Below are 18180 nucleotides of genomic sequence, written 5' to 3' on the forward strand. Positions count from 1 at the left end.
TGCACTACGAACCATTCTCATTTAGATTTCGTCTCATTCCACAAGAGGTGACCATCATGTACGTCTGTTTGTGCCGCGGCATCACAGATACCCAGATCCGCAAAGCGGTGCAGTCAGGTAAAAGCGAATTCCGCCAGCTCAAGCAGTCGCTCGAGGTGGGCGCCCAATGTGGCAAGTGCGTGCGCATGACCATGGAGATCATCGCCGCCGAGCTCGACAAGCTGGAGCAGGAGCAACCCGTGCTCTACTACGAAGTGGCGTGATCCGGACACCTCTTTTCTGATGCGACCCGCCAACAGGGTCACCCCTTTTCTCAGGCGAGCTGGCTCGCCAGACCTCTTGTTGTCACTTTTCTGGACTAAGCTCTAACGATCGGAGCCTCAGGCACGAACCAAGGAGCACTGTCGATGAAAGGAGATCCCAAGATCATTGCCCACCTCAACAAGGTGCTGGCCAATGAGCTGATTGCCATCAACCAATACTTCCTGCACGCCCGCATCTACGATGACTGGGGCCTCAAGGCGCTCGGGCACAAGGAGTATCACGAGTCTATCGATGAGATGAAACACGCCGACGAGCTGGTCAAGCGCGTGCTGTTTCTCGAAGGGCTGCCCAATTTGCAGGATCTGGGCAAGCTGCGCATCGGCGAGACCGTCGAAGAGATGTTGCGCTGCGACCTCTCGCTGGAGATGGATGCCATCCCCGACCTCAAGGTAGCCATCGCCTACGCCGAGTCGGTGCAGGACTACATCAGCCGCGACCTGTTCCAGGAGATCCTGGAGGATGAGGAGGAACACGTGGACTGGCTGGAGACCCAGCTAGACCTTATCGATCGCATCGGGCTGGAGAACTACCAGCAGTCGCAACTGCACCATGGTTCATCCTGAATAGTTATGGCATGAAAAAACGGTTAAAAAACCCGCTCAGGCGGGTTTTTTAATGTCTGGCTGCATAGCTTTTCACGCCACTTATCAGCATGAAAAATAAGCGTATTTTTGCTATTCAGATCGCAAAAACAGACGCTTGGGAGTTGCACTATTGGGGCCCCTCACAGGGACATACAATAACAACATGTGAAAGGACTACATCATGCACTTCCTACCCAACAAGCTCGCGCTAGCCTGCGCCATTGCCCTGTCTCTTGCCGCCTGCAATGACAACAGCTCGAACGCACCTGCAGATCCCGCAGCCACCAAGGCATCCCTGATGCAGACCATGGATGAAGCCCTGCGAGAGAGCCAGTCGCTCGACCCCTACGGTTTTGCCATCGATGCCACCAGCATCGCCAAGCGCAAAGCACTCGACAGCTCACTGCTCCAACGACTGAATGCTCTGGATCCCACGGTGCTAAGTGAGCGGGATCGGCTGTTCTACGACATGATCCGCTGGGACTTGCAGATCAATCTTGAAGGATACGATTTACCCCAATCCCAGATCCCGATCCATCACTTCCGCAACCGCGTGGTGGATCTGGCAGATGACGTCGGAGCAGCCCCTGCCAGCGGCAAAGCGGCTCGCACCGTCAGCAGTGGCTTCGACTATTTCGAGCACAGCTCGGCCGACAGGGTCACGCCGGGTGATGGAGCATGGCGACGGGATCTCGACCGTACAGACACAGCGCCGGCACTTGCAATGGCAACTCGAGCAAAGACAACAATGACCCCGCAGGCCTGGTATCAGGAGCACCTCACCTGGCTCAAGGCCTATAACGGCTACCTTGCCGAGGTGAAGCACCAGTTCGAACTGGGCAGCGCTCAGGGCAACACCCTGCCGGACGAGCTGGTGGACCGGCTGCTGGCCCAGCTCAACAGCAAGCTGGATGGGGAGGCGATCGCCGGCGCCTATCTCGGCTGGCAGCAACTGCCGGGAGAGGCGGACGAGGCGCTGCGCAGCGAGTACAAGGGGGTGCTGGACAGCATCAACACCCGCTATCTGGCGCTGCGCGACTATCTGGATTACCAGCATGGCGGCGCCTATGCAGTGCGCTTGGGTAGTGGCGAGTGTGACGACGGTTTCTGTGGCATGACCAACGGGCGAGACTGGTATCGCTGGCTGCTGAAGAAGCACACCACCACCGACATGACGCCGGAGCAGGTGCATGCACTTGGGCTGAGCGAGGTGGAGCGGATCTTCGGCGCCATGGTCAAGGTGTGCCATACCGTCGGCAAGTGTGACAGCGACGATGTGGCTCAGAGCAAACAGAGCGGCCAGATTTACGCCTTCTTCCGCTATCTGAACGAGCCGGCCTTCTTCTACCAGAACCCGCTGGCGGTCTGGTCCGCCGGCCTCAACCCGGACAATGCAGCCGGTGCGACCCTGAGCGGGCCGCAGCAGCAGGCGCTGGCCGAACATGAGCGGGCACTGCAGGAGTACAATACCTTCAAGAGCAAGGCGGCGCTGGTGCTGCCTGACTTCTTCGATGCCGAGCGTACCATTCCCAAGCTGGATTACGAGGTGGTGCCCGTCTCCTATGAAGATGCGCCATACGGCGGGGTGGCCTGGTATCAGGACGGCAACCCGCAGACCGGCCGCAAGGGGCTGTTCTTCCTCAACACCTACTACCCCTATGGTCTGCAGAGCTGGAACATCAGCACCCTGCTGGCCCACGAGGCGGCGCCGGGCCACCACTTCCAGATCACCATCGCCCAGGAGCTGGCCGCCAAGGATCCCGACTTCCCGCAGTACGTGGCGAACGCCTCCTACACCGCCTATGCGGAGGGCTGGGCGCTCTACACCGAATACCTGGCGGATCACGACATGGGGCTCTATCAGGGGCGCGGTCTCTATGATCCGGCGGTGGGGGACGTGAAGGTCGAGGGATCGTCCGCCTTCAACAACCAGCTGCAGTACTTCGGCCGCCTCAACGAGGAGATGCTGAGGGCTATGCGGCTGGTGGTGGATACCGGTATCCACTGGTATGGCTGGAGCCACGACCAGGCCGTCAGCTACATGAAGGAGAACTCGGCGCTGGGAGCGGGGGACATCAGCTCCGAGGTGCCGCGCTACATGGCCTACACCGGCCAGGCAACCTCCTACAAGGCAGGCCAGCTGGCGCTGATCCGGATGCGGGAGTCGGCAGAGCAGGCACTGGGCGGAGACTTTGACCTCAAGGCGTTCCACCACCATGTGCTGGAATACGGCATGTTGCCCATCTCGGTGCTGGAGCAGAAGAACAAGCAGTGGATTGAACAGTCGAAGTGATCACAGTTACGGCGCCCGGCAAGGCAACGGGCGCCGCTTTCGATTAGGATACGGCTCTCTTCCAATAACAATGCTACGGACGATTTCCATGGAACAGATTGCACGCGAGATGGCACCCCACAAACGGGTGGCACTGGTGGCTCACGACAACATGAAGACCCCTCTGCTGAACTGGGTAATGCGCCGCAAGGAGGAGCTCAAGCTCCACCATCTCTATGCGACCGGCACCACCGGCACCATGCTCGGCAAGAAGGCGCAACTGCCCATCACCTGCCTCTTCTCCGGCCCCATGGGGGGCGACCAGCAGCTCGGCGCCCTGATCGCCGAAGGGAAGATCGATGTGCTGATCTTCTTCTGGGATCCCCTCAATGCGGTGCCCCACGATCCGGACGTGAAGGCGCTGCTCCGCCTCGCGGCAGTCTGGAACATCCCGGTCGCCACCAACGAAGCGACCGCCGACTTCATCATGGACAGCCCCCATATGCGGCAAGCGTTCAGCGTACAGATCCCGGATTACGCCGGTTATCTGAAGGCACGCACCGAGTGATCGGCTAACCCGTGATGCAAGAGGGCCGCAACAAGCGGCCCTCTTTTATTGGGAAAATGAATCAGCCAGGGACACAAACCGGCGCCGGCTTATAGCGCCCGGGCGAGAATGCGTGCCACCCGATCCGGGTCGATATCCTGCTGCTCCCCGAGTGCGGTGCGCCCCACCCGCTTGAGGTTGGAGCAGACCGCCAGAATGCAGCTTTCGCTGAGGCCATAGTCGGCAAGCCGGGTCCCCAGTCCCATCTTCTGGAAGAATTGCTCGGTGCGGATAATCGCCTCCTCGATGCGCAGGGCCTTGTCCTCGCGGGTCGAATGCCACACCCGCTCGGCAAACTGGGCCAGCTTGTCCTGCTTCTGGCTCGCCCGCTCACGCAGCAGCGAAGGGAGCACCACCGCCAAGCTCTGGCCGTGGTCGAGCCCGTAAAGCGCCGTCAGCTGATGGCCGATGGCGTGGGAGGCCCAATCCTGCGGCACTCCGCAACCGATAAGGCCGTTGAGCGCCAAACTGGCCGCCCACATCAGATTGGCCCGCACCTGATAGTTGGTCGGCTCCGCCAGCGCCCTGGGGCCATTCTCCACCAGCACCTGCAGCAGCCCCTCCGCCAGTCTGTCCTGCACCTCGCCACCCACCGGGAAGGTGAGGTACTGCTCGGCGATATGGACGAAGGCATCCACCACCCCGTTGCCGGTCTGGCGCGGCGGCAGACTGTAGGTGGTCGCCGGATCGAGCACCGCAAATTGCGGCTGCACCAGCGGGCTTCTGAAGGAGATCTTCACATCCCCCCGGCTCACCACCGAGGTGGGATTGCTCTCGGAGCCGGTTGCCGGCAGGGTCAGCACGCAGCCCATCGGCAGCGCCTTGTGCACGCTCGCCTGCTTGCCGCAAATATCCCAGGGTTCATCCCCCTCGTAGCAGGCGGCCGCCGCGACAAACTTGGTGCCATCCACCACGGAGCCGCCACCGACCGCCAGCAGGAAGTCGATGCGCTCACGCTTCACCAGCGCCACCGCCTCCATCAACAGCTCGTATCTGGGATTGGCGCCGATGCCGGAGAACTCCCGCCACGTCACCCCTTCCAGCGCCCGGGTCAGCTGCTCATAGACGCCGTTTTGCTTGATGCTGCCGCCGCCGTAGAGCACCAGCAGCCGGCTGCCGGGCGGGATCAGTTCGGGCAGGCTGGCGATCTGCCCCTCGCCGAAACAGATGCGGGTCGGATTGGCATATTGGAAGTTGTACACGGCGGACTCCTCGACTGGCTCAATGCGCGAACATTGTGCGCCTGCAGCCCCGCCAGGTCAAAAACGGGAGCTGGCTATCAAAATGGAGATTGCCGGTCTTGGCCGAGGCATTTTCAGGCATGGCTCTGCTATGGTCTGTCAGGAGGGCGGGCAGCACCTTGGCAATCAGGCTTCCCATCACTTTCCCATCCTGCTGCCCCCGTCACGGTTATCCACTCCCTCGCCATACAGGAAGGTCTGAAACATGAAACTGAAGCATGCATGGATTGCAGGTCTGTTTACCCTCTCGACCACGCTGGCTCAAGCCGCCGAGATCACCACCGAAATCGCCTCAACCCCGGGGCAGGCCAGTCTGGTTGAGGCGGTCACGGCGAGTGCCACCGTGACCGCCATCGATATGGAAACCCGCAAAGTCACTCTGAAAAACGCAGAAGGCGAAACCTTCGATATCTTTGCTGGCGAACAGGTTGCCAATCTGCCGAACATCAAGGTCGGGGACAAGGTCGCACTCAAGTATCTGCAGATGCTCGATATAGAACTACTGAAAGGCACCGCCGGCATCAGAAAACGGATAGTAGAAGTGGATGGCGAACGCGCCGGAGCAGACCAGAAACCGGGGGCCGGTGTCGGCATGAGAGTAACTATTTATGCCGATGTCATCGGGCTGGACAAACAACAGCAGACCGTCACCGTCAGGGGGGTGGATGAGACCATGACCATCAAGATCAACAACCCGGAGCAGTTTAATCTGGTCGCAGAAGGTGATCAGCTCAAGGCGGTCCAAACCAAGGCTATCGGGATCGGCATAGTCGCTACCGAGTAGTCCCGTTCAGGCCGCATCGGCACACTGGCACATCACTCGTTAACAACATGCATCTATACAAAGCGGGAGGCAATATGGCCTCCCGCTGTTCATGATCCAGCCTATTCACTCCATCCACAATGCCGGGCAAGATCTTGCCTCTTCTCAACCGATTTGCCGACCAAATCGGTACGCTGCTGCCACTCTATTTCTGACCGGTCAGGCGACCCATCGCCTCTTTCAGCATCGCCTCTTTCTGCTCGTTGAGCGGCTTGCTCTGCTCCGCCCGCTCTTCCGGCGTCAGCTTCTTGTTATCGGCGATGGTCTTGAGCTTCTCTTCGATCTCGTTGAACTTCTTGCGATCGAAACCGAGCGCCTTGTCCACCAGTTGCTGCACCACGCCCCCCTTGTCGGAGCTCATATCCAGCGCCGGCGGCAGCTTGTTGTTCTTGGCCAGATGTTCGTAGGTCAGCACCTGCTGGGCCTGACCGGTCATCCGTTGGGTGGAGAGGCTGACCATCTCCTCCCAGCCACCACCCTGACCGCCGCTACTGGCACTGTTGAGGGTGGCGAGGGCGCGGTTGTTGGATGCGCTTTGGGCAAGCTGCTGGCTGTAGGGTTTGATATCCATGGGGGCTCCAATTCAGTGCGCATCTGCGGCAATGGGCACAGGCTGATCCGGTCACATGGGGCGTCAGGCCCCACCATTATCAATTAAACCAGCAAGTTACAGGCCAACTTGTCAGATGGTGCAAGATCCCGCGCTATGGCGGATCTCAGCACGCCCCCCACGCAAGGCTGACGTCAGAATCATGACTCATCTGCTGTCGGCTCACGCTGTTTTGGCACATTTCGCCGTCCGCGCACCACGACGCCAGAGAAAAGTCAGGAACCGCAGCTCGATCACAAAATAAACAACCACTCGGGAATACAATTTTGGCGCACATCACAACCAGCCAGCCGTGTCATGGATGATCTGTTCGAAAAACCAATAACAGGCAGACCAATCTGTCGTGCTCACTCCGCTGCCAGTTCGGAGTTGCAGCCTCCCCACACCTCATCCCCTCGTCTGACTCTCACTCACCGCAACCCTTCGGGTACACCTATGAAAAAACACACCTTGAGTCTTCTCTCCGCCACCCTGCTCACCCTGCTTGGCACCAGTGCCGACGCCTGTACCGGCCTCATCGTCGGCAAGGGAGCCAGCTTGGACGGCAGCGTAATGATCGCCAGAAACGAGGATTTTGGCGTCAACAACTGGAACAAGTACCTCGCCTTCCGGCCCGCGCAGCAGAACGAGGGCAAACTCTGGAAACTGGGCAACGGGCTGGAAGTGCCGATGCCCAAAGCATTTTTCGCCTACTCCGCCATCCACGACTGGGATGCCACAACCAGCGATCCGGCAGGCAAATATTATGAGGAGCGTGGCATCAACGAGTTCAACGTCGCCATCTCGGCCACCACCAGTGCCGAGGTCAACGACAAGGCCCAAAAAGCCGATCCGCTGATCGAGAAGGGAGTGATTGAAGCCATCATCCCCACCCTGATCCTGCCGCAGGCCAAGACGGCCAAAGAGGGGGTCGAGCTGCTCGGCCGCTATGTGGAGCAATATGGCGCCGGTGAGGGCAACAGCCTCTATCTGGCGGATGTGAACGAGGCGTGGCTGATGGAGATCGGCTCCGGCCACCACTGGATCGCGGTGCGGGTGCCGGACGACAGCTACGCCATGATGGCCAACGGCCTGCGCATCCACGGCGTCAATCTCGACAGCGCCGATGTGCTGCACTCGCCCAAGCTGCTGGAGTTCGTGCGCGAGCACAAACTGCTGGATAACGCCGACCCGAAAGAGTTCAACTTCGCCAAGGCGTTCGGAGTGATTGCCGATCCCTACAACGTGGATCGGGAGTGGCTCGGCCAGAACATGCTGACGGCCTCCCACAAACAAGCGACCCGGCAGGCGCAATATCCACTGTTTATGAAGCCGGATGCCCCCATCGCCGTGCCGGACGTAGCCAGGGTGCTGAGCGCCACCTATGACGGTACGCCGCTCGAGGACAAGGCGGAGCGGCCGATCCGCGTCGATCGCCAGCTGGAATCCCACGTCATCCAGCTGCGCAAGGAGATGCCCAAAGAGCTGCAGGGACTGATCTGGCAGAGCTACGGCGTGCTGGCCGAATCTGTGATGGTGCCGCTCTACAACACCCTGGAAAACTATCCCCTGCCCTATCGCACCGGCAGCGACAGCTACTCCGACGATTCCGCCTACTGGCAGTTCCGCAGCCTGACCGCGCTGGCCAGCGCCGATCCGGACAAGTACCTGCCGCTGCTGCGCGGCGTCTGGAGCAATGAGAGCAACAAGCTCTATAAGGAGGTCGCCATCCTCGACAAGAGCCTCAAGCAGGCCTACGCCAGCGACAAGGCTACCGCCATCGGGCTGGCTGCCGACTACTCCTATGGCCAGTTGGAGCAGACCTATCAGATGGCCAAAACGCTGCGCTACAAGCTGATGACGGATCTGACCAAGCGCACCGAGAAGAAGTATTCGCCGGAGGAGTTCAAGAAGATCATGAGCCTGTGACCGGCTCGCCAACGCAAAGAGGCTCCCACGGGAGCCTCTTTCGTTTCAGCCAATCCTGCAATCAGCGACGGCTGATATTGAGCGGGCCGAAGGTCTGCGCCACCGGCATGATCTCGATGCTGTTGATGTTGACGTGGGCCGGTTGCTGGCTGACCCAGAGCACGGTATTGGCGATATCTTCCGGCTGGATCGCCTCCACCCCCTGATAGACGGAGGCCGCCTTGGCATCATCACCGTGGAAGCGCACGTTGGAGAACTCGGTGCCGCCGCACAGGCCCGGCTCCACGTTGGTGACGCGGATGGCGGTGCCCGCCAGATCGGCACGCAGGTTGAGGCTGAACTGCTTCACGAACGCCTTGGTGGCGCCGTAGACGTTGCCGCCCGGATAGGGGTAGGTGCCGGCGATGGAGCCGATATTGATGACGTGACCGCGATTGCGCGCCACCATGCCCGGCAGCAGCAGGCGGGTGAGCAGGGTCAGACCGCTGATGTTGGTGGCGATCATCTGCTCCCAATCTTCCAGATCCGCCTTGTGGGCCGGCTCCAACCCCAGCGCCAGACCGGCGTTGTTGACCAGCAGATCCACCTCGCTCCACTCGGCTGGCAGAGCAGCGATGGCAGCGCGGGTGGCCGCCTTGTCTTGCACGTCGAACGCCAGCGGCAGGAACTGCTCGCCCAGCTCGTCGGCCAGCACGGCCAGCCGCTCGGCGCGGCGACCGGTACCGATCACCTTGTAGCCCGCCTGCACCAGCTGGCGGCTGATGGACTCACCAAAACCGGACGAGGCGCCCGTTACCATTGCTATCATCTGAACCTCCATTATCTCAACCGATATTGTTATTTATGTTGTTGAAACCAATCTGATTTATTCATCGCTCAATTCACGTCCGGTCGCCTTGCGCCAGACAAACACCGCCAGATGGAGCAGAAAGAGTGCCGAGCCACCCAGCGCAAACAGCAGGGCGGTGAGGGCGTTGACCGAAGTGTCGGCGCCACACCACCACCAGACCAGCCAGCCGACCATGCCGATGGCAAAGGTCTGGCCGGCACAGAGCGGGCAGCGCCCCAGCTTGGCCCTGATGGCGGTGGCAAGACAGTTGTCGCAGCTCATCTTGCTCCTCGATGTTGCTCGTTCAACATGATCAGTTGGCCTGCGAAGACAGCTTGCGCGCCAGAGTGCGAGCCACTCTGCGCCGCTCACGCTCATCGTCGCTCACCAGCGGCAGCACCAGTCGGTGGGCGTGCTGGTCGCGGCCATAGTAGTCCGCCAGCCGCTGCTGGGGACGAAATCCCAATCCCTGATAGAGCGCCAGCGCCTCTTCGTTGGCGTCCCCCACTTCGAGGCGAATCGCCCCCCAGCCAGCGGCCTTGCCCTCGCGGATCACCTGCTCCAGCAGACGCCGCGCCCAGCCCAGACGACGCACCGTCCAGCGGATAGCCAGCGCCTGAATGACCAGCCGATCCCAGCCTCTGTGCTCCAGCAGGCAGAGATAGCCCATCAGCTGATGTTTCTCGTCCAGCAGTAACAGGGTGCGCCCCTTGGCGTGGGCCAGCAGATAGTGCCAGCGGCTGCGGCCAAAGGCGACTTCGGGGGGAAAACAGTAGCGTTCCAGATTAACGATGGCGCCCAGATCATCGGTTCGGGCCGCACGTACGGTCAACACGGGGAGTCCTTGTTCAGTTATTTATCCTCAGCACCAAAAATGCGACTTGTATCACAAGTTACCAAGGCGTCATATTAGGCACTGTAACCTCTTGTTTCCCCTCGCGCCATTGTCGTGCTTGTCGGTGCATCGAAGCCCACTGGGGATCCTGCCTGTTCAGGCAGTCTGATCTGTGGAGCCGAAAATATGAGTACCTATGTCATCGTCGAAGAACTGGGCGACTGGCCTTGCCATGCCGATTATCTGCTGACCGCCCGCACCTATCTGCAACATGGCGTGCCGACCACCGGCGGCCGACCCCGCATCATCAACCTCTGCCGCAATCTGGAACACCTGAGCGCAGGCTACTACTGCTCGCTGCTGGCCCAGGCACGCGGCCACCACTGCCTGCCGGGTCTGCAGGCCATCAGCCGACTGCAACCCCAGCAGCCACCGGCCAAGCTGTGGCGCAAGGCGCAAGGGTGGCTGGCCCAGCAGAGCGAGGATCGGATTAGAGTGCGCGCCATCTTCGGCCAGTGTGAACAGAGCGAGCTGGCGGGGCTGGCCCGCTACTACTATGGCCTGAGCCAGCTACCGCTGCAGGAGCTGACCCTCAAGCGCGGCCGCCACGGCTGGTCGGTGCGCCAGCAGCAGAGCCTGTCGCCGCTGGAGCTGAGCCCAAGCGAGAAAGAGTTGATGCTGCACCACGCCCAGGCGCTGGTGGGCTCCGGTGATGAGGAGCAGGCGGCGCCGCTCTATCAGCTCGCCATTCTGGTGGATCCCGATGACGGCCGTGCCAGCAGTGACTGGCTGGCGCTGGAGCGCTTTGTCCGGGCTGCCGCCGTCCAAGGCATACGGGCCGAGATCCTGCCACCATCGGCCATCGAGCGGCTGCCGGAATTCGACACCCTCTGGCTGCGTGCCGAAACCGCAGTCGGCCACTACACCTTCGAATTTGCCCATCGCGCCGAACAGCTCAAGATGCCGGTGATCGACAGCTCCCGCGCCATCCTCGCCTGCAGCAACAAGCTCTATCTCTACGAGCTGATGGTGCGCAGCGGCGTGCCCATGCCGCCCACCATGGTGGTCACCCGCCGCGGCCGCCACCATGTGGATGAGCTGGTACAGCGGCTCGGCCTGCCGCTGATGGTGAAGGTGCCCGACGGGGCACAGGGGCGCGATCTCGCCATGGCCAGCGACGAGCAGCAGCTGGCCCGCCTGCTGGACGAGGGGCTGGGCCGCTCCGCCCTGCTCTTGGTGCAGAGCCGGATCCCCGCCGAGTTCGACTGGCGCATCGGCTTTCTCGATGGCTCGCCGCTGTTCGCCTGCCGCCGCTACCGGCCCGAACCGGGCAACCGCATTCGCCGCCGCAAGCACCCCCTCGACATGAGCCGCATCGAGGCGCTTCCGCTTAACGAGGTGCCGGAGCGGGTGCTGCAGACCGCCCGCCGCGCAGTGCATCAGCTCGGCAATGGCCTCTACGGGCTCGATTTGCGCCAGCAAGGGCGTGACTGCGTGCTGCTGGAGATCGTCGACAACCCCTGGATCCGAGGCGATATCGAAGACAAGGAGGCGCAGGATCTCTACGAGCGACTGGCCCGCGCCTTCCGCCAGCGGCTGGAAAACCGGGGCCAGACCACCGCATAACCCGCCATGACTTTGTCGCTCACAATGACAGAGAGGGCCCCGCGATGGGGCCCTCTCTCATATCAAAGCGTGCTGTGGCTGACTTATTGCAGACGCAGGAAACGCCCGCTCAAGGGCGGTATCTCCACCGTCACACTGCTGCCGCCGATGGCCAGACTCTCCCCGCTTTGCAGATCCACCAGCGCGCTACCGCTGCGCAGTTTGCCCGCCGGCAGGTTGTAGCTGAGCGCCGTGGTGGAGAGGTTGAGCAGGTAGACTATCTGCTCCCCCGCCGTCTGCTTGATGTCACCATAGAGGCTGCCATCGGCCACCAGTTTGACTCGCGCTCCCTGATAGAGAGCGGGGTGGGCGGCCCGCATCGCCAGTAGCTGGGCGAGCCACTCTTTCAGCTCGGCCTGTTCGCTACTTGGCACAAAGCCGGTGACAGCGGGCACCTTGCCGTCGCTGCGGGCCACATGATCGTCGCACAAGCCCTGCGCTGCGCAGTCACCACCAACCTTGGCGGCAAAGCCCGGCACCTCGTCGCCAAACTCCTCGCCATAGTAGAAGGTGATGGGGCCGGAGCGAGCCGCCATAAAGCTGAAGGCCGCCTTGTGGCGCTGCCAGTACTCGGCCGACTTGAAGTTGCCGCGTTCCAGCAGATCGCCAAAACGCACCAGATCGTGGTTGCCCAGCATCAGATTCGGCATGGCGTGATTCGGGTAGTTCTCCACCTTGTTCCAGCTGGCGTCGAGCACGCTGGCCCCCTGCCCGCCCTTGCCGGACTCCTCCACCGCCAGCGCCTGCACGATGCCGTAGCGCAACGGGAAGTCAAAGGCCGAGGAGAGCGCCGGATTGTCGCTGCTGCCGTAAGCCTGGGCGCGAATATCGTCAGCCCCCTTCCACACCTCACCCACCATGTAGCCAAGGGTGCCCCACTGCTGACCGGCCGCCTTGCGCGCCGCGCTGGCCTGCTCCACCTCGCTGCGAATAGCGCGCCAATCATCCAGCCCAAGCTGATAGGCCTGATCGAGGCGCCAGCCGTCGATGCCGTACTGCTCTACCCAGTAGCGGGCTACCTCCTTGAAGTAGGCGAGGCTCTCCGGCTTGCTGTAATCCACCAGCTGGCCGGGATAACCCGCACCGCCGCTGGTGAGGGCTGGCAGACGCCCCTCTGGCGAGGGCTTGCTCACCCCCACCTTGTTGACGTGGCCAAACACCCCGTCGAGGAAGACATAGAGGCCACGCTGGTGCGCCCCGTCCACCAGCTGCTTGAGCTTGGCATTGCTGCCAAAGTTGGGGTCCACGGTGAAAAAGTCGCAGGCGAAGTAGCCGGTGGCATCGAGCTTGTTATCACCGCCTTGCCCCGCGCAGGAGTCGAACACCGGGGTGAGCCAGATGGCGTTGACGTTGAGATTCTTGATGTGGTCGAGGCTATCGATGATCCCCTGCAGATCGCCGTTGTGCTGGGAGGGGCCATAGCCGACGCCGTAGTTGGCGCTGCCGTCACCATCGGCAAACGACTCCACCATCACCTGATAGATGCGCAGGTTGCAGGCGGGTTGATCGTCGCCATAGCAGGCACGACTGGCCGTCGCGACCGGAGGGTGGGTGACCGGCGGATTGACTACGGGGGGAGAGCTCTCCCCGCCTGAACTACCGCTGCCGCCGCAAGCCGCAAGTAACAGGGCGGCCCCGAGCAGGCCGCCATAGCGTAACGTTCCCTGTTTCATTGTTATATTCCCGCTGTGAGAGCAGGCGTCTGATACGCCTGTTTTCCACCATGATAGCGAGGCTCACACAGCGGTGTCTGTGACTGAAAACGTTATCTGACTCAACTGGTTAGAGCACCCCTGCCGAGGCAAACCGGTAGTTGAACGAGAGCCAGTAGGAACGACCCGGCTCGGGGATACGGCCGCTCTGCTCGTAGCCCAGCCCTGCCTGACTGGCATGTACCGACTTGGAGAGGTGCTCGTAGTAGAAGGTGTCGAACAGGTTGTCTACCCCGGCCGAGAGTTGCCACCCTTTGGCAAACTGCCAGGCGCCGCTCAGGTTCATGGTGAAGAAGCCCGGAGTCTCACCCTGATCCTGACCCGCAACGGTACCGGACCAGAGATCTACCCGATCCTGCGCCGCCACCGCGCGCCCCAGCAGGGTAAAGCTCAGCGCCTCGTCCGGCTGCCAGCCCAACGCCAGCTTGCCATCAAGCGGCGGCATCTGGGCCAGCGGCTTGTTGTCGCTCTGGTTTTCGCCATAGACCACAGCCAAACCACCATCGAGACGCCACTGCTCGGCAAACTGCCAGCGCCCCTCCAGCTCGCCACCCCGGGTCTGGGCATCGATATTGCGCACCTTGTTCGACTTGCTGTTGTAGAGCAGGTAGTCCTTGATATCGGCGCTAAAGAGGGAGAGGGTCAGGTCCAGCTCGCGACTGCGCAAAGCCAACCCCGCATCCCACTGGCGACTGCGCTCCGGGTTGAGGGTGAACGGGGTACTGTCCTTGCTGCGCTCCCAGTAGTCCGGCGCCCGCTCTGCCTGCCCCCAGGCCAGATAGCTGGACCAACGGGGCGACCACTGATATTCGTAGCGGCCAAACCCGCTGTTAAGACTCAGGGTATCACTGTAGAGGGTCTGTTCACCGGCGCCATAGCGGGTGGTCTCGACCCTATCCTGACGGTAACCGCCCTTGTAGCTGTGAGCCCCCTGCTGACGACCCAGTTCGGCGAAGCCGCCCTGCTGCTCGAAACGCAGGGTGCGCTGGCGATCCTTGGTGGCATAGTCGACCCCACTCCGACTGCGGTGCTGATCCCGGTTGCTGTCGAGCCCGGCGGTCAGCAACCAGTCGGCTGGCAGAGCGATGTCGTTGGCCCAGCGCCCGCCGGTATTGCGGCGATCCGGGTTGGAGAGCATCTTCATGCCGCTGTTTTGCCGCAGGCTGAAGTTGTCCATGATGTGGTCTATGTAGTTGTCCCACAGGGTCAGCTCGCTGCGCTGCCAGTGAGTGGTGATCTGCTCCTGCTTCAGCTTCAGCCCGAAGGATTCGCGATCAAGCATGGGGCCATCCATGGTGCGATCCGCATAGGCGGCGCGGGCGTTGCTGCGCTCGGCGGTGAGTTCCAGCCAGGTGTGCTCCCCCGGCGTCCAGCCCAACTGGACAGTGCCGTTCTCGCGGCGATAGAAAGATCGCACCTTGTTACCGTGACCATCGCGGTAATCGTCGCTGTCGGAGTGGGTGAACTGACCGCGCAGATAACCGTCGGTCGAGCCCGCCGTCATATCGACCATCTGGTCATCGCGGCCGAAGCTGCCAAAGAGGGCCGAGGCATCGGCCTTGAGACCCGGTGCGGTGAACTCGGGCCTGTCCCGCTCGAACAGCACGGTTCCCGCCAGGGTGGCCCCCTGCTCCAGGGATTGCGGCCCCTTCAGTACCCGGATCCGGTCAAAGGATTGGGGGAACACATAGGCCGTGGGCGGGTCCATCCGGCCACCACAGCCACCGGCCAGCATGCCGCCATCCATCTGCACGTTGAGGCGGGACATCCCCATCCCCCGCAGCACAGGGTCGCCACCGAGCCCCCCTTTGCGCACCATGCTCATGCCGGTGACATTCTTCAGATAACCGGCACCGTCGGCAGCGGGCATGGGGGAACCGGGCTTCTTGGGATCCAGCGTCACTTCAAGTGTGCTGGCGGGGCGGGTTGCCACCACCACCATGGGATCCAGCTGTTGAACCGATTCCTGACCGGCAGCGCCGTGACAGGCGAGCCCGCCCACCAGCAGGGCAAGAGGTGTGCGCATATGACAAGCCATACATTTTCCTTATGTATCTGTTTGTTTTGTTATTTTCATTCAACCAGCCAAACCTTTCAGCAAGGGAAAGGTTTGCCATCAGGCCGCAAAAAAGGCCTGCGGCGCGAAAGCGGCAAGCCTCTGTCAGGTGAAGCGAAGGCAAGTTGGCAAAATGTTGCGCAGGTTTTACCCAAGTTGGCTCAGAAAGGCAAACGGGCAAACATTCCAGTAACAGGAATCTGGCGTTGGCTCACAAAAAATGGGGATTAGCTGAAGGCTTCCCGCTCATCGATGGGAGAGATGAGGTGATAGACCTCATGGGCGGATAGCGTGCAGCCAACAGGCCACTCCAGCTGGTGGTGACGGTTGATGAAGACCCGGGCGCAGTGACGCTCGCTCTCCAGCTTTGCAAACAGCGGCTGGGTTCGCCAGGGGGTCAGATCCAGCACACCCGTGGTGCCATCCGATAACACCAGAAACAGGCGCCATCCCCGCACATACTCGACATCGATAAAGACCGGCATCCCTTCGGCTCCGATTGAGATAATTCGCGGCAATTATAAACACCAGCGCTCCATCCATACACGCTGTGGCTCACATTTTACCCAGCAGATTATGCTGTGCTCATTAGTGGCGCGACATCACATTTTTAGATGATAAATGTGTTAATGCCGACTTTTAACAAACTTGAATGCAACCTTAACCAATTCGATCTGTCATAACCTCACAACAACTAAAAAAACGTCTGTGGACAGACGTTTACAGTCTCATTCAGGAACAAACATGACAGATCTAAAACAGCGACTCGGCCCGTTCTGGCCCTTCGCCGTCTTCTGCGCGCTCGCGCTTTTTTCTCTCTCTTTCAGCCGAATCGCCCTCGGTCTCTGGCAACTGGAACGGGTGGATGCCGTGGCCGGTTGGCAGGAGATGCTGCTGCAAGGGATCCGGGTCGACTTTGCGACCCTCTGCTGGGTCTGGGGTGTCCCCGCCATGCTCACTCTGCTGCTGGCAGGCCCCCATGCCATCGGCCGGGGCTGGCTGCAACTGATGCGCGTCTGGCTGACCGTCGGACTCTGGCTGATGCTGTTCCTCGAGATCTCCACCCCCTCGTTTGTCACCGAATATGGCGTGCGTCCCAACCGTCTCTATGTGGAGTACCTCATCTATCCGAAAGAGGTGTTCGCCATGCTGTGGGCGGGGCGCAAAGCCGAGCTGCTGCTGGCGTTACTCTTCAGTGGCGCCGTGCTGACCGGCGGTTGGTGGCTGAGCGGCCGTCTGGTGCATGGCCTCAGCTTCCCCCGCTGGTATCTGCGTCCGGCCTTCGCCCTGCTCATTCTGGCCATAGGTTTTCTCGGTGCCCGCTCCAGTCTCGGCCACCGCGCCCTGAACCCGGCCATGGTCGCCTTTGCCGAGGATCCGCTGGTCAACTCGCTCACCGTCAACTCCGCCTACTCCCTCTTCTTTGCCATCAAACAGATGGGCGCCGAGGAGGATGCCGGCCAGTTTTACGGCGAGATGACCCCTCAGAAGGTGCTCGAAGTCATGCGCAAGGAGAGTGGCCGTCCGGCCAGTGATTTCAACTCAGATCTGCTGCCCAGCCAGACCTTCAACCAGGCGAGCTTCCAGGGTAAACCGAAGAATCTGGTGATCCTGCTGCAGGAGAGCCTGGGCGCCCAGTTTGTCGGCTCCCTCGACGGCCTGCCGCTTACCCCCAACATCGACGCCCTGTCGCAGCAGGGCTGGGCCTTCGAGCAGCTCTACGCCACCGGCACCCGCTCGGTGCGCGGTATCGAGGCGGTACTGACCGGCTTCACGCCGACCCCGGCACAGGCGGTGGTCAAACTCGGCAAGAGCCAGACCAACTTCTTCACCATCGCCGATCTGCTCAAACAGCGGGGTTACGACACCAGCTTTATTTATGGCGGCGAGAGTCACTTCGACAACATGCGCAGCTTCTTCCTCGGCAACGGCTTCACCACCATCGTCGAACAGAAGGATTTCGACAATCCGGTGTTCAAAGGCTCCTGGGGCGCCTCCGATGAGGATCTGATGGCCAAGGCCGACGAGACCTTCAAAGCACTGCACAAGGAGGGTAAACCTTTCTTCAGTCTGGTGTTCAGCTCCAGCAACCACGATCCGTTCGAATTCCCGGACAACCGCATCGAACTCTTCGAGCAGCCCAAGCAGACCCGCAACAACGCGGCCAAGTATGCGGATTACGCCATCGGCGAGTTCTTCAAAAAGGCGAAACAGTCCGAATACTGGAAGGACACCCTGTTCCTGGTCATCGCCGATCACGACAGCCGGGTCGGTGGCGCCAGTCTGGTGCCCATTCCCCGCTTCCATATTCCGGGGGTTATCGTGGGCGATGGCATAGTGCCGAGAAAGGATTCGCGTATCGTCAGCCAGATCGACATGGCGCCTACCCTGCTCTCCCTGATGGGGATCAGTGCCGACTACCCCATGCTCGGCAAGGATCTGACCCGTATGCCCGCCGACTGGCCGGGGCGCGCCATCATGCAGTACGACAAGAACTTCGCCCTGATGCGCGGCAAGGATGTGGTGATCCTGCAACCGGAACGGGCGGCAGAGGGCTATGTCTACGACAATGCCAGCGAGAAGCTGACTCTGGCGGCGCAGCCGGACGCCTTGAAGGAGGATGCCCTCGGTCTTGCCCTGTGGGGCAGCATGGCCTATCAGAAGAGTCTCTATCAGACGGCCAAGGATGAACGCACCGCAGCCAATTGAGCCAC

The 18180-nt window shown here is 61.2% G+C and carries 18 protein-coding genes; 9 read left to right on the forward strand and 9 right to left on the reverse strand.

The window, feature by feature from the left end:
- Positions 1 to 56: 56 nt before the first annotated feature.
- The 4 genes from G5533_RS18590 (at position 57) to G5533_RS18605 (ending at position 3748) form a co-directional block, all read left to right on the forward strand.
- The gene (locus G5533_RS18590) at positions 57 to 263 is read left to right on the forward strand and encodes a bacterioferritin-associated ferredoxin (protein WP_111901511.1); all 207 of its coding nucleotides are present in this window, start codon (positions 57 to 59) and stop codon (positions 261 to 263) included.
- 144 nt (positions 264 to 407) lie between these two features.
- Complete coding sequence (gene bfr / locus G5533_RS18595) at positions 408 to 887, forward strand: bacterioferritin (protein ID WP_005335967.1); 480 nt, start codon at positions 408 to 410, stop codon at positions 885 to 887.
- Positions 888 to 1089: 202 nt separating this feature from the next.
- Complete coding sequence (locus G5533_RS18600) at positions 1090 to 3201, forward strand: DUF885 domain-containing protein (RefSeq protein WP_421255758.1); 2112 nt, start codon at positions 1090 to 1092, stop codon at positions 3199 to 3201.
- Between the two features lie 88 nt (positions 3202 to 3289).
- Positions 3290 to 3748 (forward strand): methylglyoxal synthase, encoded by a 459-nt coding sequence (locus tag G5533_RS18605; RefSeq protein ID WP_005363178.1) that lies wholly within the window; start codon positions 3290 to 3292, stop codon positions 3746 to 3748.
- 89 nt (positions 3749 to 3837) lie between these two features.
- Here the strand turns inward: G5533_RS18605 and G5533_RS18610 are convergent, their stop codons facing one another.
- Positions 3838 to 4989 carry an iron-containing alcohol dehydrogenase gene (locus tag G5533_RS18610; RefSeq protein ID WP_441255213.1) on the reverse strand — a complete coding sequence of 384 codons (1152 nt, stop codon included), beginning with the start codon at positions 4987 to 4989 and terminating at the stop codon, positions 3838 to 3840.
- A 19-nt stretch (positions 4990 to 5008) separates the two neighbouring features.
- Positions 5009 to 5167, reverse strand: coding sequence for a hypothetical protein (locus G5533_RS18615; protein ID WP_421309875.1), 159 nt, complete (start codon positions 5165 to 5167; stop codon positions 5009 to 5011).
- Positions 5168 to 5233: 66 nt separating this feature from the next.
- Here G5533_RS18615 and G5533_RS18620 point away from each other — a divergent pair, with 66 nt between their 5' ends.
- Positions 5234 to 5812, forward strand: a complete 579-nt coding sequence (locus tag G5533_RS18620) for a hypothetical protein (protein ID WP_421206062.1) — start codon at positions 5234 to 5236, stop codon at positions 5810 to 5812.
- A gap of 184 nt (positions 5813 to 5996) precedes the next feature.
- On the opposite strand, the gene G5533_RS18625 is transcribed toward G5533_RS18620, so the two are convergent.
- Entirely contained in the window at positions 5997 to 6422 is a 426-nt protein-coding gene (locus tag G5533_RS18625; protein WP_421206061.1) for a hypothetical protein, read from the reverse strand.
- 474 nt (positions 6423 to 6896) lie between these two features.
- On the opposite strand from G5533_RS18625, the gene G5533_RS18630 reads away from it, so the two are divergent.
- Positions 6897 to 8369 carry a C69 family dipeptidase gene (locus G5533_RS18630; RefSeq protein ID WP_421231185.1) on the forward strand — a complete coding sequence of 491 codons (1473 nt, stop codon included), beginning with the start codon at positions 6897 to 6899 and terminating at the stop codon, positions 8367 to 8369.
- 61 nt (positions 8370 to 8430) lie between these two features.
- On the opposite strand, the gene G5533_RS18635 is transcribed toward G5533_RS18630, so the two are convergent.
- From G5533_RS18635 to G5533_RS18645, 3 genes are read right to left on the reverse strand one after another with little or no spacing between them, the layout of a single operon-like run.
- Positions 8431 to 9177 (reverse strand): SDR family oxidoreductase, encoded by a 747-nt coding sequence (locus G5533_RS18635; RefSeq protein ID WP_441255214.1) that lies wholly within the window; start codon positions 9175 to 9177, stop codon positions 8431 to 8433.
- 57 nt (positions 9178 to 9234) lie between these two features.
- On the reverse strand, positions 9235 to 9480 hold the full coding sequence (locus G5533_RS18640; protein ID WP_139431265.1) for a DUF3624 domain-containing protein: 246 nt from the start codon (positions 9478 to 9480) through the stop codon (positions 9235 to 9237).
- A 31-nt stretch (positions 9481 to 9511) separates the two neighbouring features.
- Positions 9512 to 10033 (reverse strand): GNAT family N-acetyltransferase, encoded by a 522-nt coding sequence (locus G5533_RS18645; protein WP_421255760.1) that lies wholly within the window; start codon positions 10031 to 10033, stop codon positions 9512 to 9514.
- Between the two features lie 186 nt (positions 10034 to 10219).
- Here G5533_RS18645 and G5533_RS18650 point away from each other — a divergent pair, with 186 nt between their 5' ends.
- Entirely contained in the window at positions 10220 to 11659 is a 1440-nt protein-coding gene (locus tag G5533_RS18650) for a RimK family protein (protein WP_421255761.1), read from the forward strand.
- An 83-nt stretch (positions 11660 to 11742) separates the two neighbouring features.
- Here G5533_RS18650 and G5533_RS18655 read toward each other — a convergent pair whose 3' ends face one another.
- Complete coding sequence (locus G5533_RS18655; RefSeq protein WP_421254249.1) at positions 11743 to 13371, reverse strand: alpha-amylase family glycosyl hydrolase; 1629 nt, start codon at positions 13369 to 13371, stop codon at positions 11743 to 11745.
- A 109-nt stretch (positions 13372 to 13480) separates the two neighbouring features.
- Complete coding sequence (locus tag G5533_RS18660; RefSeq protein ID WP_441255215.1) at positions 13481 to 15448, reverse strand: TonB-dependent copper receptor; 1968 nt, start codon at positions 15446 to 15448, stop codon at positions 13481 to 13483.
- On the opposite strand from G5533_RS18660, the gene G5533_RS18665 reads away from it, so the two are divergent.
- Positions 15437 to 15697, forward strand: a complete 261-nt coding sequence (locus G5533_RS18665) for a hypothetical protein (protein WP_421348303.1) — start codon at positions 15437 to 15439, stop codon at positions 15695 to 15697. The two genes, G5533_RS18660 and G5533_RS18665, sit on opposite strands and share 12 nt — an antisense overlap.
- On the opposite strand, the gene G5533_RS18670 is transcribed toward G5533_RS18665, so the two are convergent.
- A complete protein-coding gene (locus G5533_RS18670; RefSeq protein ID WP_005335997.1) occupies positions 15694 to 15951 on the reverse strand; it encodes a DUF2442 domain-containing protein in 258 nt (85 codons plus the stop codon). The genes G5533_RS18665 and G5533_RS18670 overlap by 4 nt on opposite strands.
- 259 nt (positions 15952 to 16210) lie before the next feature.
- Between G5533_RS18670 and G5533_RS18675 the strand changes: the two genes are divergently transcribed.
- Complete coding sequence (locus tag G5533_RS18675; protein WP_421352991.1) at positions 16211 to 18175, forward strand: LTA synthase family protein; 1965 nt, start codon at positions 16211 to 16213, stop codon at positions 18173 to 18175.
- Positions 18176 to 18180 lie beyond the last annotated feature (5 nt).

Origin of the sequence: Aeromonas sp. A600620, assembly GCF_029479985.1 — a bacterium.
In the GTDB taxonomy this organism is placed as follows: Bacteria; Pseudomonadota; Gammaproteobacteria; order Enterobacterales; family Aeromonadaceae; genus Aeromonas; species Aeromonas veronii_A.

What these genes read in the sequence shown, in the direction of transcription:
- G5533_RS18590 (WP_111901511.1), top strand. Translation starts at nt 57, where the DNA reads ATGTACGTCTGTTTGTGCCGCGGCATCACAGATACCCAGATCCGCAAA.
- bfr (WP_005335967.1), top strand. Translation starts at nt 408, where the DNA reads ATGAAAGGAGATCCCAAGATCATTGCCCACCTCAACAAGGTGCTGGCC.
- G5533_RS18600 (WP_421255758.1), top strand. Translation starts at nt 1,090, where the DNA reads ATGCACTTCCTACCCAACAAGCTCGCGCTAGCCTGCGCCATTGCCCTG.
- G5533_RS18605 (WP_005363178.1), top strand. Translation starts at nt 3,290, where the DNA reads ATGGAACAGATTGCACGCGAGATGGCACCCCACAAACGGGTGGCACTG.
- G5533_RS18615 (WP_421309875.1), bottom strand. Translation starts at nt 5,167, where the DNA reads ATGGGAAGCCTGATTGCCAAGGTGCTGCCCGCCCTCCTGACAGACCAT.
- G5533_RS18620 (WP_421206062.1), top strand. Translation starts at nt 5,234, where the DNA reads ATGAAACTGAAGCATGCATGGATTGCAGGTCTGTTTACCCTCTCGACC.
- G5533_RS18625 (WP_421206061.1), bottom strand. Translation starts at nt 6,422, where the DNA reads ATGGATATCAAACCCTACAGCCAGCAGCTTGCCCAAAGCGCATCCAAC.
- G5533_RS18630 (WP_421231185.1), top strand. Translation starts at nt 6,897, where the DNA reads ATGAAAAAACACACCTTGAGTCTTCTCTCCGCCACCCTGCTCACCCTG.
- G5533_RS18635 (WP_441255214.1), bottom strand. Translation starts at nt 9,177, where the DNA reads ATGATAGCAATGGTAACGGGCGCCTCGTCCGGTTTTGGTGAGTCCATC.
- G5533_RS18640 (WP_139431265.1), bottom strand. Translation starts at nt 9,480, where the DNA reads ATGAGCTGCGACAACTGTCTTGCCACCGCCATCAGGGCCAAGCTGGGG.
- G5533_RS18650 (WP_421255761.1), top strand. Translation starts at nt 10,220, where the DNA reads ATGAGTACCTATGTCATCGTCGAAGAACTGGGCGACTGGCCTTGCCAT.
- G5533_RS18655 (WP_421254249.1), bottom strand. Translation starts at nt 13,371, where the DNA reads ATGAAACAGGGAACGTTACGCTATGGCGGCCTGCTCGGGGCCGCCCTG.
- G5533_RS18665 (WP_421348303.1), top strand. Translation starts at nt 15,437, where the DNA reads ATGACAAGCCATACATTTTCCTTATGTATCTGTTTGTTTTGTTATTTT.
- G5533_RS18660 (WP_441255215.1), bottom strand. Translation starts at nt 15,448, where the DNA reads ATGGCTTGTCATATGCGCACACCTCTTGCCCTGCTGGTGGGCGGGCTC.
- G5533_RS18670 (WP_005335997.1), bottom strand. Translation starts at nt 15,951, where the DNA reads ATGCCGGTCTTTATCGATGTCGAGTATGTGCGGGGATGGCGCCTGTTT.
- G5533_RS18675 (WP_421352991.1), top strand. Translation starts at nt 16,211, where the DNA reads ATGACAGATCTAAAACAGCGACTCGGCCCGTTCTGGCCCTTCGCCGTC.